This window comes from Candidatus Ornithobacterium hominis (assembly GCF_951229915.1).
In the GTDB taxonomy this organism is placed as follows: Bacteria; Bacteroidota; Bacteroidia; order Flavobacteriales; family Weeksellaceae; genus Ornithobacterium; species Ornithobacterium hominis.
This window is the reverse complement of sequence record NZ_OX579588.1, coordinates 34,876-52,526: the sequence shown is the minus strand read 5'-3', so window position 1 is coordinate 52,526 and position 17,651 is coordinate 34,876. Positions and strand designations below refer to the sequence as shown.

16 protein-coding genes are annotated in these 17,651 nt (G+C 38.2%); 5 read left to right on the top strand and 11 right to left on the bottom strand.

Going from position 1 to position 17,651, the window contains the following annotated elements:
* Window positions 1-8: 8 nt before the first annotated feature.
* The 10 genes from QOX03_RS00265 to QOX03_RS00220 all read right to left on the bottom strand — a co-directional run bounded on the left by QOX03_RS00265 (window position 9) and on the right by QOX03_RS00220 (window position 9,824).
* The gene (locus QOX03_RS00265; RefSeq protein ID WP_283671014.1) at window positions 9-878 is read right to left on the bottom strand and encodes a DUF3078 domain-containing protein; all 870 of its coding nucleotides are present in this window, start codon (window positions 876-878) and stop codon (window positions 9-11) included.
* Window positions 879-958: 80 nt separating this feature from the next.
* Complete coding sequence (locus tag QOX03_RS00260) at window positions 959-1,906, bottom strand: DUF3078 domain-containing protein (RefSeq protein ID WP_283671013.1); 948 nt, start codon at window positions 1,904-1,906, stop codon at window positions 959-961.
* Window positions 1,890-2,912: a ferrochelatase gene (gene hemH / locus QOX03_RS00255; protein WP_283671012.1), complete on the bottom strand. Its 1,023-nt coding sequence runs from the start codon at window positions 2,910-2,912 to the stop codon at window positions 1,890-1,892. The genes QOX03_RS00260 and hemH overlap by 17 nt, the downstream gene beginning before the upstream one ends.
* Window positions 2,913-2,929: 17 nt before the next feature.
* Window positions 2,930-4,210 carry a replication-associated recombination protein A gene (locus QOX03_RS00250; RefSeq protein ID WP_283671011.1) on the bottom strand — a complete coding sequence of 427 codons (1,281 nt, stop codon included), beginning with the start codon at window positions 4,208-4,210 and terminating at the stop codon, window positions 2,930-2,932.
* 13 nt (window positions 4,211-4,223) lie between these two features.
* Window positions 4,224-4,712: an acyl-CoA thioesterase gene (locus QOX03_RS00245; protein WP_283671010.1), complete on the bottom strand. Its 489-nt coding sequence runs from the start codon at window positions 4,710-4,712 to the stop codon at window positions 4,224-4,226.
* 2 nt (window positions 4,713-4,714) lie between these two features.
* Window positions 4,715-6,250 (bottom strand): TrkH family potassium uptake protein, encoded by a 1,536-nt coding sequence (locus QOX03_RS00240; RefSeq protein WP_283671009.1) that lies wholly within the window; start codon window positions 6,248-6,250, stop codon window positions 4,715-4,717.
* Window positions 6,251-6,299: 49 nt separating this feature from the next.
* On the bottom strand, window positions 6,300-7,658 hold the full coding sequence (trkA, locus tag QOX03_RS00235; RefSeq protein WP_283671008.1) for a Trk system potassium transporter TrkA: 1,359 nt from the start codon (window positions 7,656-7,658) through the stop codon (window positions 6,300-6,302).
* A 306-nt stretch (window positions 7,659-7,964) separates the two neighbouring features.
* Complete coding sequence (gene prfB, locus QOX03_RS00230) at window positions 7,965-9,074, bottom strand: peptide chain release factor 2 (RefSeq protein ID WP_283671007.1); 1,110 nt, start codon at window positions 9,072-9,074, stop codon at window positions 7,965-7,967.
* A gap of 20 nt (window positions 9,075-9,094) precedes the next feature.
* The gene (locus QOX03_RS00225; RefSeq protein WP_283671006.1) at window positions 9,095-9,514 is read right to left on the bottom strand and encodes a DUF6146 family protein; all 420 of its coding nucleotides are present in this window, start codon (window positions 9,512-9,514) and stop codon (window positions 9,095-9,097) included.
* Window positions 9,515-9,611: 97 nt separating this feature from the next.
* Complete coding sequence (locus QOX03_RS00220; RefSeq protein WP_119057268.1) at window positions 9,612-9,824, bottom strand: hypothetical protein; 213 nt, start codon at window positions 9,822-9,824, stop codon at window positions 9,612-9,614.
* Window positions 9,825-9,994: 170 nt separating this feature from the next.
* Between QOX03_RS00220 and rimK the strand changes: the two genes are divergently transcribed.
* The 4 genes from rimK (at window position 9,995) to QOX03_RS00200 (ending at window position 14,496) form a co-directional block, all read left to right on the top strand.
* Entirely contained in the window at window positions 9,995-10,909 is a 915-nt protein-coding gene (gene rimK, locus QOX03_RS00215) for a 30S ribosomal protein S6--L-glutamate ligase (RefSeq protein ID WP_119057269.1), read from the top strand.
* 65 nt (window positions 10,910-10,974) lie between these two features.
* The gene (locus QOX03_RS00210) at window positions 10,975-11,910 is read left to right on the top strand and encodes a succinylglutamate desuccinylase/aspartoacylase family protein (protein WP_119057270.1); all 936 of its coding nucleotides are present in this window, start codon (window positions 10,975-10,977) and stop codon (window positions 11,908-11,910) included.
* Window positions 11,911-11,955: 45 nt separating this feature from the next.
* On the top strand, window positions 11,956-13,989 hold the full coding sequence (gene metG / locus QOX03_RS00205) for a methionine--tRNA ligase (RefSeq protein ID WP_283671005.1): 2,034 nt from the start codon (window positions 11,956-11,958) through the stop codon (window positions 13,987-13,989).
* Window positions 13,990-14,130: 141 nt separating this feature from the next.
* The gene (locus QOX03_RS00200) at window positions 14,131-14,496 is read left to right on the top strand and encodes a YraN family protein (RefSeq protein WP_283671004.1); all 366 of its coding nucleotides are present in this window, start codon (window positions 14,131-14,133) and stop codon (window positions 14,494-14,496) included.
* A gap of 272 nt (window positions 14,497-14,768) precedes the next feature.
* Here QOX03_RS00200 and typA read toward each other — a convergent pair whose 3' ends face one another.
* Window positions 14,769-16,580: a translational GTPase TypA gene (typA, locus tag QOX03_RS00195; protein ID WP_283671003.1), complete on the bottom strand. Its 1,812-nt coding sequence runs from the start codon at window positions 16,578-16,580 to the stop codon at window positions 14,769-14,771.
* A gap of 152 nt (window positions 16,581-16,732) precedes the next feature.
* Here typA and QOX03_RS00190 point away from each other — a divergent pair, with 152 nt between their 5' ends.
* Window positions 16,733-17,494: an exodeoxyribonuclease III gene (locus tag QOX03_RS00190; RefSeq protein ID WP_283671002.1), complete on the top strand. Its 762-nt coding sequence runs from the start codon at window positions 16,733-16,735 to the stop codon at window positions 17,492-17,494.
* Window positions 17,495-17,651: the final 157 nt, after the last annotated feature.

The following is a 17,651-nucleotide window of genomic DNA, read 5'->3' as shown; positions in this document are numbered from 1 at the left end:
AAAAAAAATTAGATGTTTAAATTAAGCCCGATACTGAAATTTTCTCTGATTTGGAAGCCAGCAAACACATCATCATCATACACGGCTTGTATGGTAAAATTGGTAGACACAAACTTATTTATTTTATATCGAGTGTTGAATGTGTAGTCAACATCAAAGTTTTTAGGGTTAGATAAATAGTTGGAATATAGAGCTAAACGATTTTCAATAGACCATCTTTTTTTAAAAAGTTCGAGTTTGTAATAAAGTGAAGCATTAAACCCTAAATGATGAATAGAAGAATTACCAGCAGGGATGCCAAAAACTTCAGTTTCATCGCTATTAATGAATTTTTTCTCTTGATTATTGTATTTATAAACAGGCGAAATGATGGAAACCAAACGCCAAGTTACGGGGGCTAAGTTGATGTATAAGTTATTATTTCTTCGCCACATGATACCAGCTCCTGTCGTTAGAAAAGAGGGGGACATAAATCCTGAAATTCTGTAGTCTTTTTTTTCGTCTCGTTTATAGTCGTAAGAATTGGAGAATTGTGTTCTAAAGTTAGCAAAATAAGAATAAGAAAGATGAGGGTTGATGATTTTCCCGTAGATGGAGTTGACTTCCAAGCGATCTAGAGATTTCTGAAGACCTTCGCCGTAGAGTTTGCTCAAGCCATATTGCAAGTAAACTTGGTTGTCCCACAGGTTTTTACGGTATTGGTAGTAAATCCGCTGGTTGAGTTGTACATTAAGGTCTAAGCGGCTGTTATTATTTTGCACCCAATTCTCGTAGTGTGTTTGGCCAAAGTTTAGGCGTAGATTCCCATCACGTCGCCAGCCAAGAATAGTATCTGTAGTTGTTATTTTAAAATTTAAATTCCTGAGTTCGTTATACACATTAGAAATTTGCCCGTGACTTTCTACAAAAGATAAAAGACAAAAAATAAAAAAAATATAGCGAACGGCCCACATCTCCCTTATAGATTTACATTTATACCTAGCCCAAAGACTTCTCTAATTTGAAAACCCGAAAAGGCATCATCGTCATAAATCGTCTGCACGCTTAGATTGGTAGATAAATATTTATTGATTTTGAAAATAAGATTCATCGTATAGTCTAAATCTACATTTTTTGGATTTTCTAAATAATTAGAGTAGAGCGATAAAATATTTTCCATTGTGATGTTTTCCATCAGACTGGCTTTGTAATAGCCAGCAGCATAGAAACCTAACTCATAGCGATAAGATTTACCAGGATCAACTCCGTAAGTTTCGATTACATTTGAAGAAACGGCCTCTTTTTTACCATCTCCATCTAAATCAGTGTAAGTGAAAACCTCTCCGCTAAGAAATGTAACTTTACTAGTCAACGGAGCTAAATTAAAGTGAAAATTTTGACTTTTTCTCCACAGCAACCCTGGGCCAAAAGTTAAATATGCTGGCTTGAATAGACCAGAAGTCCGAAAACCTCTGTCTTCATCTAAATCGTAATGATAACCGTTGACAAACTGAGTTTTAAAATTCATAAATAGCGAGTAACTCCAGTTTTCAAAAGCTTTTTCCCCTAAGATGGAATTGATTTCTAAGCGGTCATCAGTTTTTCTGAGTCCCTTACTTTCTGTAGAAGACAAACCATAGCTTCCTTGCAGCAAGTTATCCCAAGTCCAAGAACCTTTTTTGTAATAGAAATTGTACTGTGCGTTTAAATTCCCAGCAATGCTATTTTCACCACCAGCTACCCAATTGCTAAATGCAGATTGGTTTAAAAGCAAATTGACTTGCCCAAAGTTTTTCCAGCCATCAAGCGTATCTTTTTCACGAATTTTAGTCCTCTCCAGTTCAGATTTTACTGTATTGAGTTGCGCGAAGCTAATTCCAAAAGTTACGAGAATTAAAGCAAGGGAAAATTTAAATCGTCTCTTCATTATTTTGATATTCATTACACCATTTTTCTAAAATTTCTACAAACTCGTCTGAATCATTCAAACATGGAATATAAGTGAAACTTTCCCCTCCATTTTTCAAAAATTCTTCTTTGCCTTCCATGGCTAATTCTTCTAACGTTTCTAAACAATCTGAAACAAAAGCTGGTGCCACGACAGCAATATTTTTAGTTCCCTTTTGGGGGAAGTTCTCTAAAGTCTCATCCGTATAAGGCTTTAGCCAAGGGTCGCTCCCTAGGCGTGACTGAAAACTCTGCATGACTTTTTTGCTAGGTAAGTTCAACGCCTCACGCACCAGCTCTGTTGTTTTATAGCATTGGTGGCGGTAGCAAGTGGCGTGCGAAGGATTCTCATCTTTGAAGCAGCATTTGCCAATCTCGCAAGTATTGGAGCGATCTGTTTTGTAGATATGTCTCTCTGGAATCCCGTGGTAAGAGAACAAGAGCTTATCAAAAGCCTGAGGCAAATTTTTCTCAATACTTTGTGCCAAGGTTTGAATGTAATCGGGGTGATTATAAAAAGGCGGAAGAAAAGAAATTTTTAAAGCCTTAAAAAATTTTTCTTTAATTTCTAGCGTTTTATCCACCACAGTTTCCGTTGTGCTCATAGCATACTGTGGGTACAAAGGAATCACAAAAACACTTTCACACCCCAGCTGTTGAAGCTCAGTCAATCCCTCCTTTATTGATGGATTCCCGTAGCGCATACCAATGGCGACAGGCATGTCTAGTTTTGCCTGTAACTTTTGCTGTAAACGCTCGGTCAAAACAATGAGCGGAGAGCCTTCTTCCCACCAAATTTTTCTGTAAGCTTCTGCTGATTTTTTGGGGCGAAAGGGCAGAATAAATAAATTCAAAATAATATTTCTCACAAACCAAACATCGATGACTTTAGGGTCTGATAAAAATTCACGCAAATAGCGCCGGACGTCTTTGGTTTTAGTAGAGTCTGGAGAGCCTAAGTTGATAAGTAAAACACCTTTTTTCATTACCTGCAAAGATAAAATTAATAATCATATTTATCTTGCCATCTCGATTTTAGTACTTGGCGATCTTGCTCCTCACGTTTATTATTTCCAGGTTCATAGAATTTTTGTCCCGAAATTTCCTTAGGCAAATATTCTTGCCGTGCAAAATTACCTTTAAACTGATGTGCGTATTGATAATCTTTCCCATAATCGAGCTCCTTCATCAGTTTTGTTGGGGCATTGCGCAGATGCAAAGGCACGGCTAAATCCCCAGTTTCTTTCACTATCTGTTGAGCTTGATTGATCGCCCTGTAGCAACTATTACTCTTAGGCGAATTAGCCAAATAAATTGCACATTGAGATAAAATGATTCGTGCCTCGGGGTAGCCAATCGTATTCACGGCTTGAAAAGCATTATTGGCCAACATCAGCGCATTGGGGTTAGCGTTTCCTATGTCCTCGGAAGCCAAAATAATCAGTCGGCGAGCGATAAACTTTAAATCTTCACCCCCTTCCAACATTCGTGCAAGCCAGTAAACGGCAGCATTGGGATCGCTGCCGCGGATGGATTTGATAAAAGCCGAAATAATATCATAATGCTGCTCGCCAGATTTATCATATTTAGTAACATTTTGTTGAATGATTTGCGATACCAGTTCATTAGTGATGATGACCTCCTCATCATTACGAAAACTGGCAGTTACAATCTCCAACCCATTCAAGGCTTTGCGGGCATCTCCACCAGAGTAGCGCAACAAAGCATCAGTTTCTTTCAGTTGAATTTTTTTAAGGCTTAAAAAATTATCCTGCTCTATTGCACGATTTAGAAGCTTGATTAAATCACTCTTTTCAAGACTTTTTAAAATATAAATTTGGCATCGAGAAAGCAAAGCTGGCACAACCTCAAAGCTAGGATTCTCAGTCGTCGCACCAATGAGCGTTATATAGCCTTTCTCTACCGCAGAGAGCAAAGAGTCTTGTTGTCCTTTGTTAAATCGGTGAATTTCATCGATGAAGAGTATTGGATTTTTTTCTCCACTGAAAAGTGTTTGTTTCTTTGCTTTCTCTATAATATCACGCACATCTTTCACCCCAGCATTAATGGCACTGAGGGTAAAAAAGGAGCGTCCAGAAACTTCAGCTAATAGTTGAGCTAAAGTTGTTTTTCCTGTTCCTGGTGGGCCCCAAAAAATCATGGAAGAAAGCAGTCCGTTTTCTACCATTAAACGGATAGGAGCGTTCTGACCCAAAAGATGCTTTTGGTTAATATATTCGTCGAGGATTTTGGGGCGCATGCGCTCAGCAAGTGGCGGAATCATGATTTTTTGTAGTTTATTGATTTTCTTTATCTTGTAGGAACGGATTCATTTCGTTTTCGATATTTTTGCGCAAATTCATGAGCTTTAGAGCATATTCAGCTTTTTCTTTTTCTTCTTGAGTTTGAGGTTCCCAGTGTGGAACTTTTTGTGATTTCCCATTTTCATCTACAGCTACGAAAACAATGACACAGTGTGTTTTCTTTTCAAAATTTTGAGCAGTAACTTTCTTTGAATAAACATCAATGGCGATGTGCATACTTGAGAATCCCGTATAAATGATTTCTGCATTGAGCCGAACGATATCACCAATCAAGATCGGTTTATAAAATCGAATGCCACCTACATATACGGTCACCGCATAAGACTCTGCCCACGTACTGGCACACGAATAGCCAACTTGGTCTATCCATTTCATTACAGCGCCGCCATGAACTTTCCCCCCGTAGTTGACATCGGTTGGTTCGCTCAAAAACTGAAATTCTATTTTATGCTGTTTTTTCATGATTATTTTTTCCAGAAAAAAGGTGTAAATAAAATCAATATAGTGAAAATTTCTAATCGCCCAATGAGCATTAAAAAACTGCAAAACCACTTGCCGATGGCAGACATTTCAGAAAAATTGTTAACAGGGCTATACTTCCCCAGCCCTGGGCCCACATTACCAAGCGTGCTGGCCGCAACTCCCATTGATGAGAAAAATTCATTTGAAATATTTTCGTCGGTAAAATCAATAAAGGTTAAAATAATTGTAGCTGCCATAAAAATGACAATATAGGCAATGAAAAAAGCCATGACATGGAAAATGACTTTCTTATCTAGAGTTTTCCCGCCCAACCGAACTGGGATTATGGCATGGGGATGAACTAAGCGTTTAAATTCATACCAACTATTTTTGATAAGAATAATGTGGCGGATAATTTTTACGCCTCCTGAAGTGGAACCAGCTGATCCCCCAACAAACATTAGTGTAAAGTAAACTGCCGTGAGGAAAGGCGCCCACTGTGTGAAATCTGCTGAGACAAATCCTGTGGTGGTAATGATGGATAATATGGTGAATAAAGAGTGACGAAAAGAGGGTTCCCAGCCAAAAATTTTGTTCCCGTACTCATCGATATTGACTCCAGGATGAACAACAGAAGTTAATTCTAAATCGGTGTAATAATGAACAATTAAAGTTGAAATAATAGTGAGTATTATGACAATGCCGCTATAGTGTAAAAATTCAGCGTCACTGAATATTTTTTTGAATTTTCTTTTAAAGAGGAAATAAATTAAAATGAAATTCATGCCTGAAAAAAACATGAATACACAGATGATATATTGAATAAGTGGAAGGTGATTCCAATAAGCGATACTAGCATTTTTAGTAGAGAAACCTCCCGATGCAATCGTGGAAAAAGAATGGTTGACTGCATCAAAAAGATTCATGCCTGCAGCAAAAAGCAAAACAATCTGTAGGCAGGTTAAGATAACATATAGTAACCACAAACGCTTAGCTGTATCGGTAATGCGAGGGTGAATTTTATCGGCCGTTATTCCAGGTGCTTCAGCGATAAAAAGCTGCATTCCACCGATGCCAAGTAGGGGTAAAATTGCCAAGGTGAGAACGATGATTCCCATTCCACCGAGCCAATGTGTCATGCTTCGCCATAGCAAAAGACCCTTGGGCATGATTTCAATATCATTCAAAGTACTGGCACCAGTCGTGGAATAGCCTGACATTACCTCAAAAAAAGCATTGGTCAAGTTGATCGTGTTAATTTCTAAAACTTGGGTAGATAAAAACTCAGCACTCAATAAGTAAGGTAGCGTGCCAAATAAAGCCATCGTTACCCAACCTAAACTTACAATCAAGTAACCTTCTCTCTTTCCGATATCTTTTTTAGCATTTTTAAAAGTAAAAAATGTAGCACAGCCAAGCAAACCCGTAATCAATGCCGCAGAAAGCATCCCTTTGAAGCTAGCCTCATTATAGTACAAATTGACTGGAACGCAGCTTAGCATAAAAAGAGCATTGACAATCAAGAGAATGCCTAGCATTCTGAAGATAATGGGGAAATTTATTTTTTTGAAAAAAGGCATAGTAGATCTAAGAAAAGAGATATTCAACTTTTTTGATGGCTTCTAATCTTGAGAAGATCACCACACGGTCGTGCGGAAGGATGACAAAGTCTTTTTGAGGAATAATCCCTTGAAATTTTCTAATAATGCCTCCAATAATTGCTTCTCTTGGGAAGTTTACCTCCTGTATAGTTTTGTTAGCAATTTTTGAATTTTCTTTTACGCGAAACTCTAAAACTTCGGCGGGGAAATCAAAAATATTCATCACATCCAGTACTTTTCCTTTTCTTACATGTTTAAATACCGAATTGGCGGCCATTAGTTTTTTATTGATAAATCCATCAATGCCAATATCTTGCCCCAAATGTAGATACTCGGTGTTTTCTACCAAAGCGATGGTTTTTTTTACACCTTTAGATTTTGCCATCAGACAAGCCATGATATTGGTTTCTGACCTTCCCGTAACGGCCACAAAGGCATCCAGTTCAGAAATGCCTTCTTCTTCTAGAAGGTCTGTATCTCGCCCATCACCGTGAATGATTAGCACATCGTCAAACTGATCCGCTAAATCTTCAGCTTTAGCAAAATCTCGTTCGATGATTTTGATATTATGCTTGTGCTGGCGTAGAATTTGGACTGTTTTTTTCCCTATTCGCCCACCGCCCAAAATCATAACGTCTGAAAGATCTTCATTTTTTTTCCCCAGATATTCATAAATACTATTGCGGGCGTCTTCTAGGGCTATAAAGTAAACATGGTCGCCTTCTCTGTAAACAGTGTCTCCCCGCGGGATAATACTTTTTGTTTCACCATCATTAGAACGAATGATAAAAATGGGAATAAAGTTAATCCTATCTCCAAATCGCTGGGCAATACCCCTCACACTATGGTCTATGAACTTAGATTTTCTTTCTAAAAAAACGCCAAATAAATTCAATGCACCACTACCAAAAGAATGCATCTCATTGAAGACAGATTCCTCAATTAAATTAGCAATCTCATTGGCCGCTAACTCTTCAGGCGAAATGAGCATATCTATACCCGCTCGCTGTAGGTTTAACGTATTTTTTCGCTCCAAAAATTCAGGATTAGTTACACGAGCGACAACCTTTTTTGCCCCCAACTTTTTGGCGATAAGCGATGCCATTAAATTAGTATTTTGCAGTTGTGTTACAGCGATAAAGATATCAGCTTCTTCTATATTTATTTCTTCCATCAGCTGAAAAGAAGCGGCATCTCCACGATAAGTCATAACGTCAAGTAATCCTTCGATTTTTTGCAGTTTTTCTTTATCTGTATCTATAACTACAATATCTTGAGACTCATTGGCTAATAATTTAGCAATGTGAAACCCAACTTCACCAGCACCGGCAATGATTATTCTCATAACGAATGTGATAGCTCAAGCTACGAATGTAATTAATTATTTATAAACTGCCCCTTATGCATTTGGAAAATAAAATGGAAAACTTACTCATGGAATTGCAATAATGAATATTATCAATTTGATTTTCAATAAATTAAATATACGAGTGATTTCATGCAAAATTATTTTGAAACACTGAATTAGAAAACAAAATTTTTGGCTAAAAATTTTATAAGGCTTATAAAAATTCAATAGCTTGGCTAAATTTGTCTTTTAAAAAACTTATCAATAATGTTAAAGCAAACTTGATTTAAATGCACAGCGGCTTTATAAGCTATCTGATTCTTCTTTTTGTCCCATGAACATTAAATAAGCCTTTAGAAAATCATCAATACTCCCGTTCATTACACCATCCACATCAGATGTTTCTTCACCTGTGCGCACATCTTTTACTAGTTTGTACGGATGCATCACGTAATTTCTAATTTGGCTACCCCATTCGATGCTTTTTTTGTTCGCTTCAATCTCACTACGAGCCGCCATTCTTTTTTCCAATTCGATTTTATAAAGCTCTGATTTTAGCATTTGCATAGCTCTCTCTCGGTTGGCTAACTGAGACCTTTCTACCTGACACACCACAACGATGCCTGTAGGCTTGTGTGTCAACTGGACTTTAGTTTCCACCTTATTGACGTTCTGTCCACCAGCGCCGCCAGAACGAGATGTCTGCATTTCAATATCATTGGGATTCACTTCAATTTCTATCGTATCATCCACCAAAGGGTAAACGTAGACTGAAACAAAGCTCGTGTGTCTTTTGGCATTGGAGTCAAACGGAGATATTCGCACCAAGCGATGCACACCGTTTTCACCTTTTAAATAGCCAAAAGCAAACTCCCCTTCGATTTCTAAAGTCACAGTTTTCACGCCAGCCACATCACCATCTTGGTAATTGAGTTCTTTAACTTTGTAGCCATTTTTTTCTGCCCACATAAGGTACATACGCATCAGCATACTAGCCCAGTCGCAACTCTCAGTACCGCCAGCACCAGCTGTGATTTGTAGAACAGCACTCATCTCATCTCCCTCCTCAGACAGCATATTTCTAAACTCAATTTTCTCTAGCAAATCGGTTGCTTTTTGGTACTGCTCATCAATTTCTTCTTCAGAACCCTCTCCCATTTCTTTATAAAATTCATACAAAACATCCAAATCATTGGTTGCCCTTTGAACTTGCTCAAAGTCTTGAACCCAATTTTTCTTGGTTTGGAGCTGTTTTAGATGAAGTTGAGCAGCTTTTGGGTCATCCCAAAACGCTGGCGAAGCTGCCTTTTCCTCGTCATTAGTAATTTCAATTTTTTTCTGTTCGATTTCTAAATAATGGTGGAGATTCTCTACACGCTCTTTCAAATCTTGCAAATTCTCATTCTGAATCATAAATCAAAGATATAAAAACTTTATCTTGCATAAGTGCGGTGGCCGTCTAAATCTTCACCCGTCTGTGATTCTATAAACATAAAGAAATTGAAAAGTTTCCACTCAAACTCCAATCCGTATTTTATCGACGGGCGATAGTCAATATGAACCTCATAAACATTGGGATTAAACCTCATCGGTTGTGAATGACGGTAGTTCCATTCATTAACCAAGCGAATGTTTTTGGAGTGTAAAAATTCTTCTGAATAATAATTCATGGGCAAAGCTCTAGTATTTAAAAAAACACCATAGCTGGGGTCTAAAACAATTACATCATACTCCCCGTCTTCATCAGGTTCTAAATGTAATGTTTTTTGCTCACGTTGATTCTCTTTTGCGTTTTTCATACCTGCGCAAGAGTATAGGAATAGAAAACTAAAGCTCAGAATAAAAAATTTCATGGAAAAATCAAGAGCAATTTACGTGCCTTATCATTTCTTTAATATAAAAAAACACAGCTACTACGCTGTGCTTTATTAAATTATATTTTTTTAAGGCTTATTTTTTTTCGTATAAAATTTCAACATCAGGCTGCTCGCTAAACTTTTTGCGTCTTATTTCGTCGGGGTTGCTATCTTTATTAATTCTTTCAAAACGCTCTGCAATACCAAAAGGCAGCCAATAAGGCAAAATGGAGATTAAAAAAGTTAAACACCAAAATCCCGCCATTGCGGTGGCTAAAAAGAATAAAAAGCCTAGAAACTGATCCATCTTAAAACGATTTTAGGCCGTAAAATTACAAATTTAAATGAAAAACACAATTTTTTTTAAGGCTTAAAAAATTTTTTCATCAAGATTTTTCTAAAGCTTTAAAAAATTCTTATCTATGCAAGACCTAAAATAACTATTCTTATTTCAGGCCAAAAATAGCCATCAAATTCATGAAATTAATCATTCTTTCGCGCAGCGAATTTATTTATTCTACGGCACGTCTTCTAGAAGAAGCGGAGTACCGAAATCACGATGTAGAAGTTATAGACCCTTTGCAATGTAAAATGGTCATGAGGAAAAATAACCCGCAGATTTTGGTTTATGGCGAGAAACTGGAGAAAGTAGACGCCGTTTTGCCACGCATTGGCAGTACTATAACGCACTATGGGTCTGCGGTGATACGTCAATTTGAAATGATGAATACATTCACTACACTTGGAAGCAACGCGCTGCTGAGAAGCCGAGACAAGCTAAGGACGATGCAGCTTCTATCGCGCGAAGGGATAGATTTTCCTCGCACATTCTATTACAGTAGCGAGGCAGGCATCGAAACCGAGGAGATTTTGGAATTAATAGGGGGCTACCCTATTGTGGTGAAGGTGCTGGAGGGAACGCAAGGCCTCGGCGTGATGCTTTTAGACTCTAAAATGGCAGCTGTTTCTGTGCTGGAAGCCTTACATAGTTTGAAGGCAAAGTTTCTGATTCAAGAGTACATCAAAGAGGCTAAAGGTAGTGATATTCGTATAATAGTGGCTGGCAATAAAGTCATCGCAACCATGAAGAGAGAGGGCAAAGAGGGTGATTTCCGCTCCAATATTCACCGAGGAGGTATGGGCTCTCAAGTGGCTTTATCTTACAAAGAAGAAACGCAAGCTCTGCGAGCGTGCCGAGCCTTGGGGTTGCAAATAGCTGGCGTTGACCTTATTCGGTCAAGTCGGGGGCCTCTGATTTTGGAAGTTAATTCTTCGCCAGGTTTAGAAGGCATCGAAGCTGCTACGGGTAGAAATATTGCAGAAGAAATGATTCAGTTTATTGAATATCAAGTTTCGAAAGAAAACTATAGAAAAAACAAGTACAAAGGTTGACTTGTTTAAATTTTAATCAAAAAAATACGCTAAACAGCATTGAAACAGACCCTAAGGGAAAGGTTATGAAAGTTTTAGAAACAGAAATTCCAAAAGGCAAAGAAAGCGTTGTTTACCTAAAGGTTGCTAATCTGCCTACCCGCACAGAGATCGATATACCAGTATTTATTTATCGGTCGCACCAGCCAGGGCCTTGTGTTTTATTTTCAGCTGGAATGCACGGTGATGAAATTAATGGCGTTGAGATTATTCGCCGCATATTAGATTGTAATTTAAATTTTGTAGAGAGAGGCACCACGATTTGTATTCCGATTATCAATGTCTACGGATTTTTGCATTTTTCTAGGAATGTGCCAGATGGCAAAGATGTTAATCGTTCCTTCCCTGGGTTTAAAGATGGCTCATTGGCATCTAAAGTAGCTTGGAATATCATGCACCATATTTTACCTCTCATTGATTTTGGGATAGACTTCCACACGGGGGGCGACCAAAGGGCAAATTATCCGCAAGTGAGAGGTGACTTTAGCGATACAAATGTTTTGGATTTGGCTCAAAAAACGCACGCACCCTTTTTGGTCAATTCTAGTTTGATTCATCGTTCATTTCGGCAGGCGGCTTACGATTTAGGCAAAAAGATTATTGTTTATGAAGGGGGCGAGAGTTTACGGTTTTCATACCATGCGATAGAAGAGGGCGTAATGTGTGCACAACATTTTCTGTACGAAAATCAAATGATTCCCCAAGCACCAAAAATCAAACATCAGTCAAAAACATTGACGAATAGAAGCTGGTACCGAGCGCCAGCATCGGGAATGTGGATTGCAGAGATTCACGAAGGCGATTTTGTGAACAAAAATCAATCTTTGGGCTATATTACGAGTCCATACGGGGATTTCATAGAGAAAGTTGTGGCAGAGGAAGACGGCTTCATTATTGGCTTAAACAAGCAGGCTGTGGTAAATAATGGAGAAGCTTTGATAAATTTAGGGAGCATTAGTTAAAAAAAATTAAAGCTTATATCTTTGTAAACTCAATAATTTATTGGCATGTCAAAAACTTATACAGTCACGGCGGCGTTACCCTACGCCAACGGGCCCATTCATATTGGCCACTTAGCGGGAGTTTATATTCCAGCAGACATTTACGTCAGGTATTTAAGAAGAAACGGAAAAGAAGTGTTGTTCGTTTGCGGGTCAGATGAGCACGGCGTTCCTGTGACGATACGCGCTAAAAAAGAAGGAGTCAGCGTGCAAGAAGTAGTCAATCGTTACCATGAACTCATTAAATCAACTTTTGAGAAGTTGGAGATTTCTTTCAATATTTATGACAGAACTTCCAGTGCACATCATCATCAAAATGCACAAGATTTTTTTTTAAGGCTAAATAAAAATAATGTTTTTTTAGAAAAACAAACCGAGCAGTTTTATGACGAAGAAGCAGGTGAATTCTTAGCCGATAGGTATATCATAGGTCAATGCCCCAACTGTGGCAACGAGAACGCATATGGCGACCAGTGCGAGAAATGCGGAAGTACACTGAGCCCAGAAGAGTTAATCAATCCTAAATCAGCTCTCAGTGGAGCAAAACCACAAAAAAGACTGACTAAAAACTGGTATTTGCCACTCAATGAATATGAAAGTTTTTTAAGAGAATGGGTTTTAGAAAATCATTCAAATGATTGGAAAGCAAACGTGACGGGGCAAGTGAAATCATGGCTAGACGACGGGCTAAAGCCACGCGCGATGACACGTGATTTAGACTGGGGGATTCCAGTCCCTTTAGATGAAGGCGCAGGCAAAGTCCTCTACGTGTGGTTTGATGCGCCGATTGGCTACATCAGCGCTACCCAAAAATGGGCAGACGAGCACGGGAAAGATTGGAAAAAATATTGGCAAAGCAATGAAACTGAATTGATTCACTTTATCGGGAAAGATAATATTGTGTTTCATTGCATCATTTTCCCAGTGATGCTCAAGGCTCATGGTGAATACATTTTACCAACGAATGTGCCTGCGAATGAATTTTTGAATTTAGAGAATGATAAGATTTCAACCTCTCGCAACTGGGCAGTTTGGGCACATGAATTTGTAGAAGACCTCCCTGGGAAACAAGATGTCTTACGTTATGTTTTGACAGCAAATTTACCTGAGAATAAAGACAATAATTTTACATGGAAAGATTTTCAACTGAAAAATAATTCAGAATTAGTTGGGATTTTGGGGAATTTTTTCAATCGTGTGATGGTCTTGATTCAAAAGTATTTTGACGGCAAAGTTCCTACGAAAACCAAAAACTACCCTGAGTTAGAAAATTTACACGATTTCCCTGAAGATATAGGACGTTACTTAGAAAATTTTGAATTTAGAAATGCGCTGAAAGAGTTGATGAATTTAGCCCGTTTGGGGAATCAATTCTTACAAAGTCAAGAGCCGTGGAAAAAAATTAAAACGGACGAAGAAGAGGTGAAAAACATCTTAGCAGCTTCGCTAGAAATCGCTGCAATGTTGGCACAATGCGCTGGCCCCTTCTTGCCCAATGCTTCCGAAAAAATGTTGCAGATGCTAGATCTTGAGGTTTTGTCATGGCAAGAGTTGAAAGAAAAAAGAAGTTTCTTTTCTGAAGCTCATTCGCTCGGGGAGGCTCAGCTTTTATTTGATAAAATTGAAGATGATACGGTAATAGCTCAGTTACAAAAATTAGAAAATACTAAAAAGAATAATCAGATGACGAATCCAAATGCCGAGGCTCAAAAAGAAGAAATTAATTTTGATGATTTTCAAAAAGTAGATTTGCGCGTCGGGACTATTTTAGAAGCGAAAGCCGTAGAAAAAGCTGACCGCCTGCTGGAGCTGAAAGTAGATACAGGATTGGATGTAAGAACCATCGTTTCAGGCATTGCAGAGAGTTTTTCTCCGCAAGAGGTGGTTGGCAAAAAATGTACGGTTTTGGTGAATTTGGCTCCAAGAAAAATTAAAGGAATTACCAGCCAAGGTATGCTTTTGTTTACTGAAAATAAAGATGGGAAATTGATTTTTGTAAACCCTGATAATGAGGTGCCAAATGGTGCTGGAATTGCATAAATTTTCTAAGGCTTAAAAAAAAGTAAGAATAGTGATTGATTGTTGATAATTAGTAAGTAATAAATGCGGTGAGGTTGGTAGAAAAAGTTATTCCTTAAAGATTGATTCTAAAATTTTTTAAGCCTTAAAAAAAATAAAATAATGTCTGAAGCTTATGATTTTGGCCGCCAAGCGGAAGCGTTCGTGGCAGCAAAATACGAAAAAAATGATTATCAAATTCTTGAGCGGAATTGGATTTTTCGTCCAGCAGAAGTGGATATTATTGCTTTGAAAAATAATGTTTTAGCAATAGTTGAAGTTAAAGCTCGGCAAAGTAAGCAAAATGGTTTTGCTGAGGAAAGTGTGAACAAAAAGAAGCGCGCACTACTGGCGATGGCAGCAAATGAATATATCCTCCGTCATAATATGGATGTGGAATATCGATTTGATATAGCTGTCGTGACGAAAGGAAAAGATGGGTGGGTGGCAAAAATATTTGTAGATGCCTTTCAGGCACACGAATTTTGAACTTTACCTGCACGCTCAAGGTAAAAATAAAATTTAGCAGCTCTTTTTTGATTTTGTTGATAAAAAAAAGCGTTCCTACGAAAAGAAATAGAAATAAAACAATGTAGAGAAAAACAGTGTTGCTAAGGAATGAGTAAATAATATTGAAAGCGTCTCATTTTTGAGGCACTTTTTTTATTTTTATAAAAAAATATAAGGCTTAGAATTTTTTTCCCAAGCCTTTTTTTAATTTATTAACTATTTTTGACTATTATACCCAAATACTAAAGGGCTTATCTCAGCGCGGGATTAGCCGCTCTTTTTCTATCACTTTCGGTTAGTAAAATTTTTCTGAGACGAATAGACTGAGGCGTCACCTCCACATATTCATCCTTCTGAATGTATTCTAACGCTTCTTCTAGGCTAAACTTCACTGCAGGAGCAATCTTAGCTTTATCATCAGAGCCAGCAGCACGCACGTTAGATAACTTTTTAGTTTTGGTGATGTTTACCACCATATCATCAGCACGTGTATTTTCGCCAATGACCTGACCCTCGTAAATTTTCTCTCCTGGGTCTACAAAGAATGTCCCACGATCTTGTAATTTATCAAGTGAATAAGGAATAGCTTCGCCTGTTTCCATCGAAATCAAAGAGCCATTTTGCCGTCCAGGCACATCACCTTTCATTGGTTGATATTCCTTGAATCGGTGCGCCATAATCGCCTCACCCGCTGTCGCTGTCAAAAGTTGATTTCGAAGTCCTATGATTCCGCGAGAAGGAATTAAAAATTCACAAACCATACGCTCACCTTTATTTTCCATTGATAGAAGTTCACCTTTGCGTAAAGTCACAAATTCCACCGCTTTACCAGAAACTTCCTCGGGTAAATCAATCGTTAACTCTTCTATCGGCTCACATTTCACTCCATCAATTTCTTTGATGATAACCTGTGGCTGGCCAATTTGCAATTCGTAGCCCTCGCGGCGCATCGTCTCAATCAGCACTGAAAGGTGCATCACTCCCCGCCCAAAAACGATAAACTTATCTGCCGCTTCCGTTTGCTGCACACGCATGGCTAAGTTTTTTTCGAGCTCTTTATCCAAACGTTCACGGATATGCCTAGAAGTCACAAACTTACCTTCTTTCCCAAAAAACGGAGAGTCATTGATGGTGAAAAGCATACTCATCGTTGGTTCATCGATTGCAATAGTTTCCAAAGCTTCTGGATTTTCCGCATCGGCAATGGTGTCACCTATTTCAAAACCTTCTAACCCCACAACAGCACAGATGTCGCCTGCCTGCACGTCTTCCACTTTTACACGGCCCAATCCTGCAAAAATGTGTAATTCTTTAATTCTAGATTTTACAACACTACCATCTCTTTTGACCAAAGACACTGGCATGTTTTCCTTTAGAATCCCACGCTGAAGTCGCCCAATGGCAATTCGCCCAGTGAAATTGGAATAATCTAAGGATGTAATCAGCATTTGAGGAGATCCTTCTACATCCACTTTTGGTGCAGGGATATGCTCCACAACCATATCCAGCAATGGCTCGATAGAATCCGTTTGATTCTTCCAGTCCTCACTCATCCAATTTTGCTTCGCTGAGCCGTAAACAGTAGGGAAGTCCAGTTGCCACTCCTCAGCCCCCAATTCAAACATCAAGTCAAAAACTTTCTCATGAACTTCATCAGGCGTACAGTTTTCTTTGTCTACTTTGTTTACCACTACGATGGGTTTTAGCCCCAAATTAATCGCTTTTTGGAGTACAAATCGAGTCTGTGGCATAGGGCCCTCAAAGGCATCCACGAGTAATAAAACGCCATCAGCCATATTGAGTACGCGTTCCACTTCTCCACCAAAGTCGGCGTGTCCTGGAGTGTCTATAATATTGATTTTCGTTCCTTTATAATTGACAGAAACATTTTTAGAAACGATCGTAATACCACGCTCTCTTTCTAAATCATTGTTATCTAAAATTAATTCGCCAGAACTCTCATTGTTTCTAAAAAGCTCACAATGATGCATAATTTTGTCTACCAAAGTTGTTTTGCCGTGGTCAACGTGTGCGATGATGGCTATATTTCTAATTTCTTGCATATTTTATTTTTAAATGCGTGGCAAAAGTAATGTTTTTATAGAGAAGCAGTACTAAATATTTTTTAAGCCTTAGAAAATCTTCCAAAAAATAATCTATAAATCATATTCAAACCTTTAGCTTTGTTTTTCTAAATTTGAAAAAAAAATCACTTGTGAAGATTATCTCTTACAACGTCAATGGAATACGTGCTGCGATGAAAAAAGGATTACTCGATTGGCTGAAATCAACCGATGCTGATGTCTTTTGTGTACAAGAAACCAAAGCTGTGGAAGAGCAGGTCGATTTAGCAAAAATAGAGGAATTGGGCTACCACCATTATTGGAATTCTGCGATAAAAAGAGGCTATAGCGGTGTAGCTATTTTTAGCAAAAAAAAGCCGCTTCGCGTGGTGCGAGGTACGGGCTTTGACGCAATGGATGGCGAAGGAAGAGTTATTCGGGCAGATTTTGAAGACTTTAGTATTATTTCACTATATGTGCCGAGTGGAACGAATGTGAATCGATTAGACTTCAAAATGGAATTTTGCTATGAGTTTTCTAAATACATTCAAAATTTAAGGAAAGAAATCCCACACCTCATTATTTGTGGAGATTATAATATTTGTCATCACGCAATAGATATTCATGACCCTGTGCGTTTACAACACGTTTCAGGTTTCTTGCCAATGGAACGAGAATGGCTCAGCCACTTTATTGAATCGTGCGAGATGCTTGATAGCTTCAGAGAACTAAGCGATGAGCCGCATCAATACACTTGGTGGAGCTACCGTGCCAATGCTCGAAATAATAATAAAGGGTGGCGAATAGACTACCATATGATTTCTAAAGGCTTAAAAAATAGATTAGAAAGAAGCCTTATTTTACCTGAGGTAAGGCATTCAGATCATTGCCCTATTCTGCTGGAATTGAAATAAAAAATTCCTGCAATGGAGTATGGGGTTAATTTTCACGTTACGTAAATTTAATATTAAAACAAAATATTTTAATTCTAGAGACATGATTTACATCTGAGACACTGTAAATTAGGCAGTTAATTTTTATTGAAATTTTGTGTAAGATAATTTGCTATTT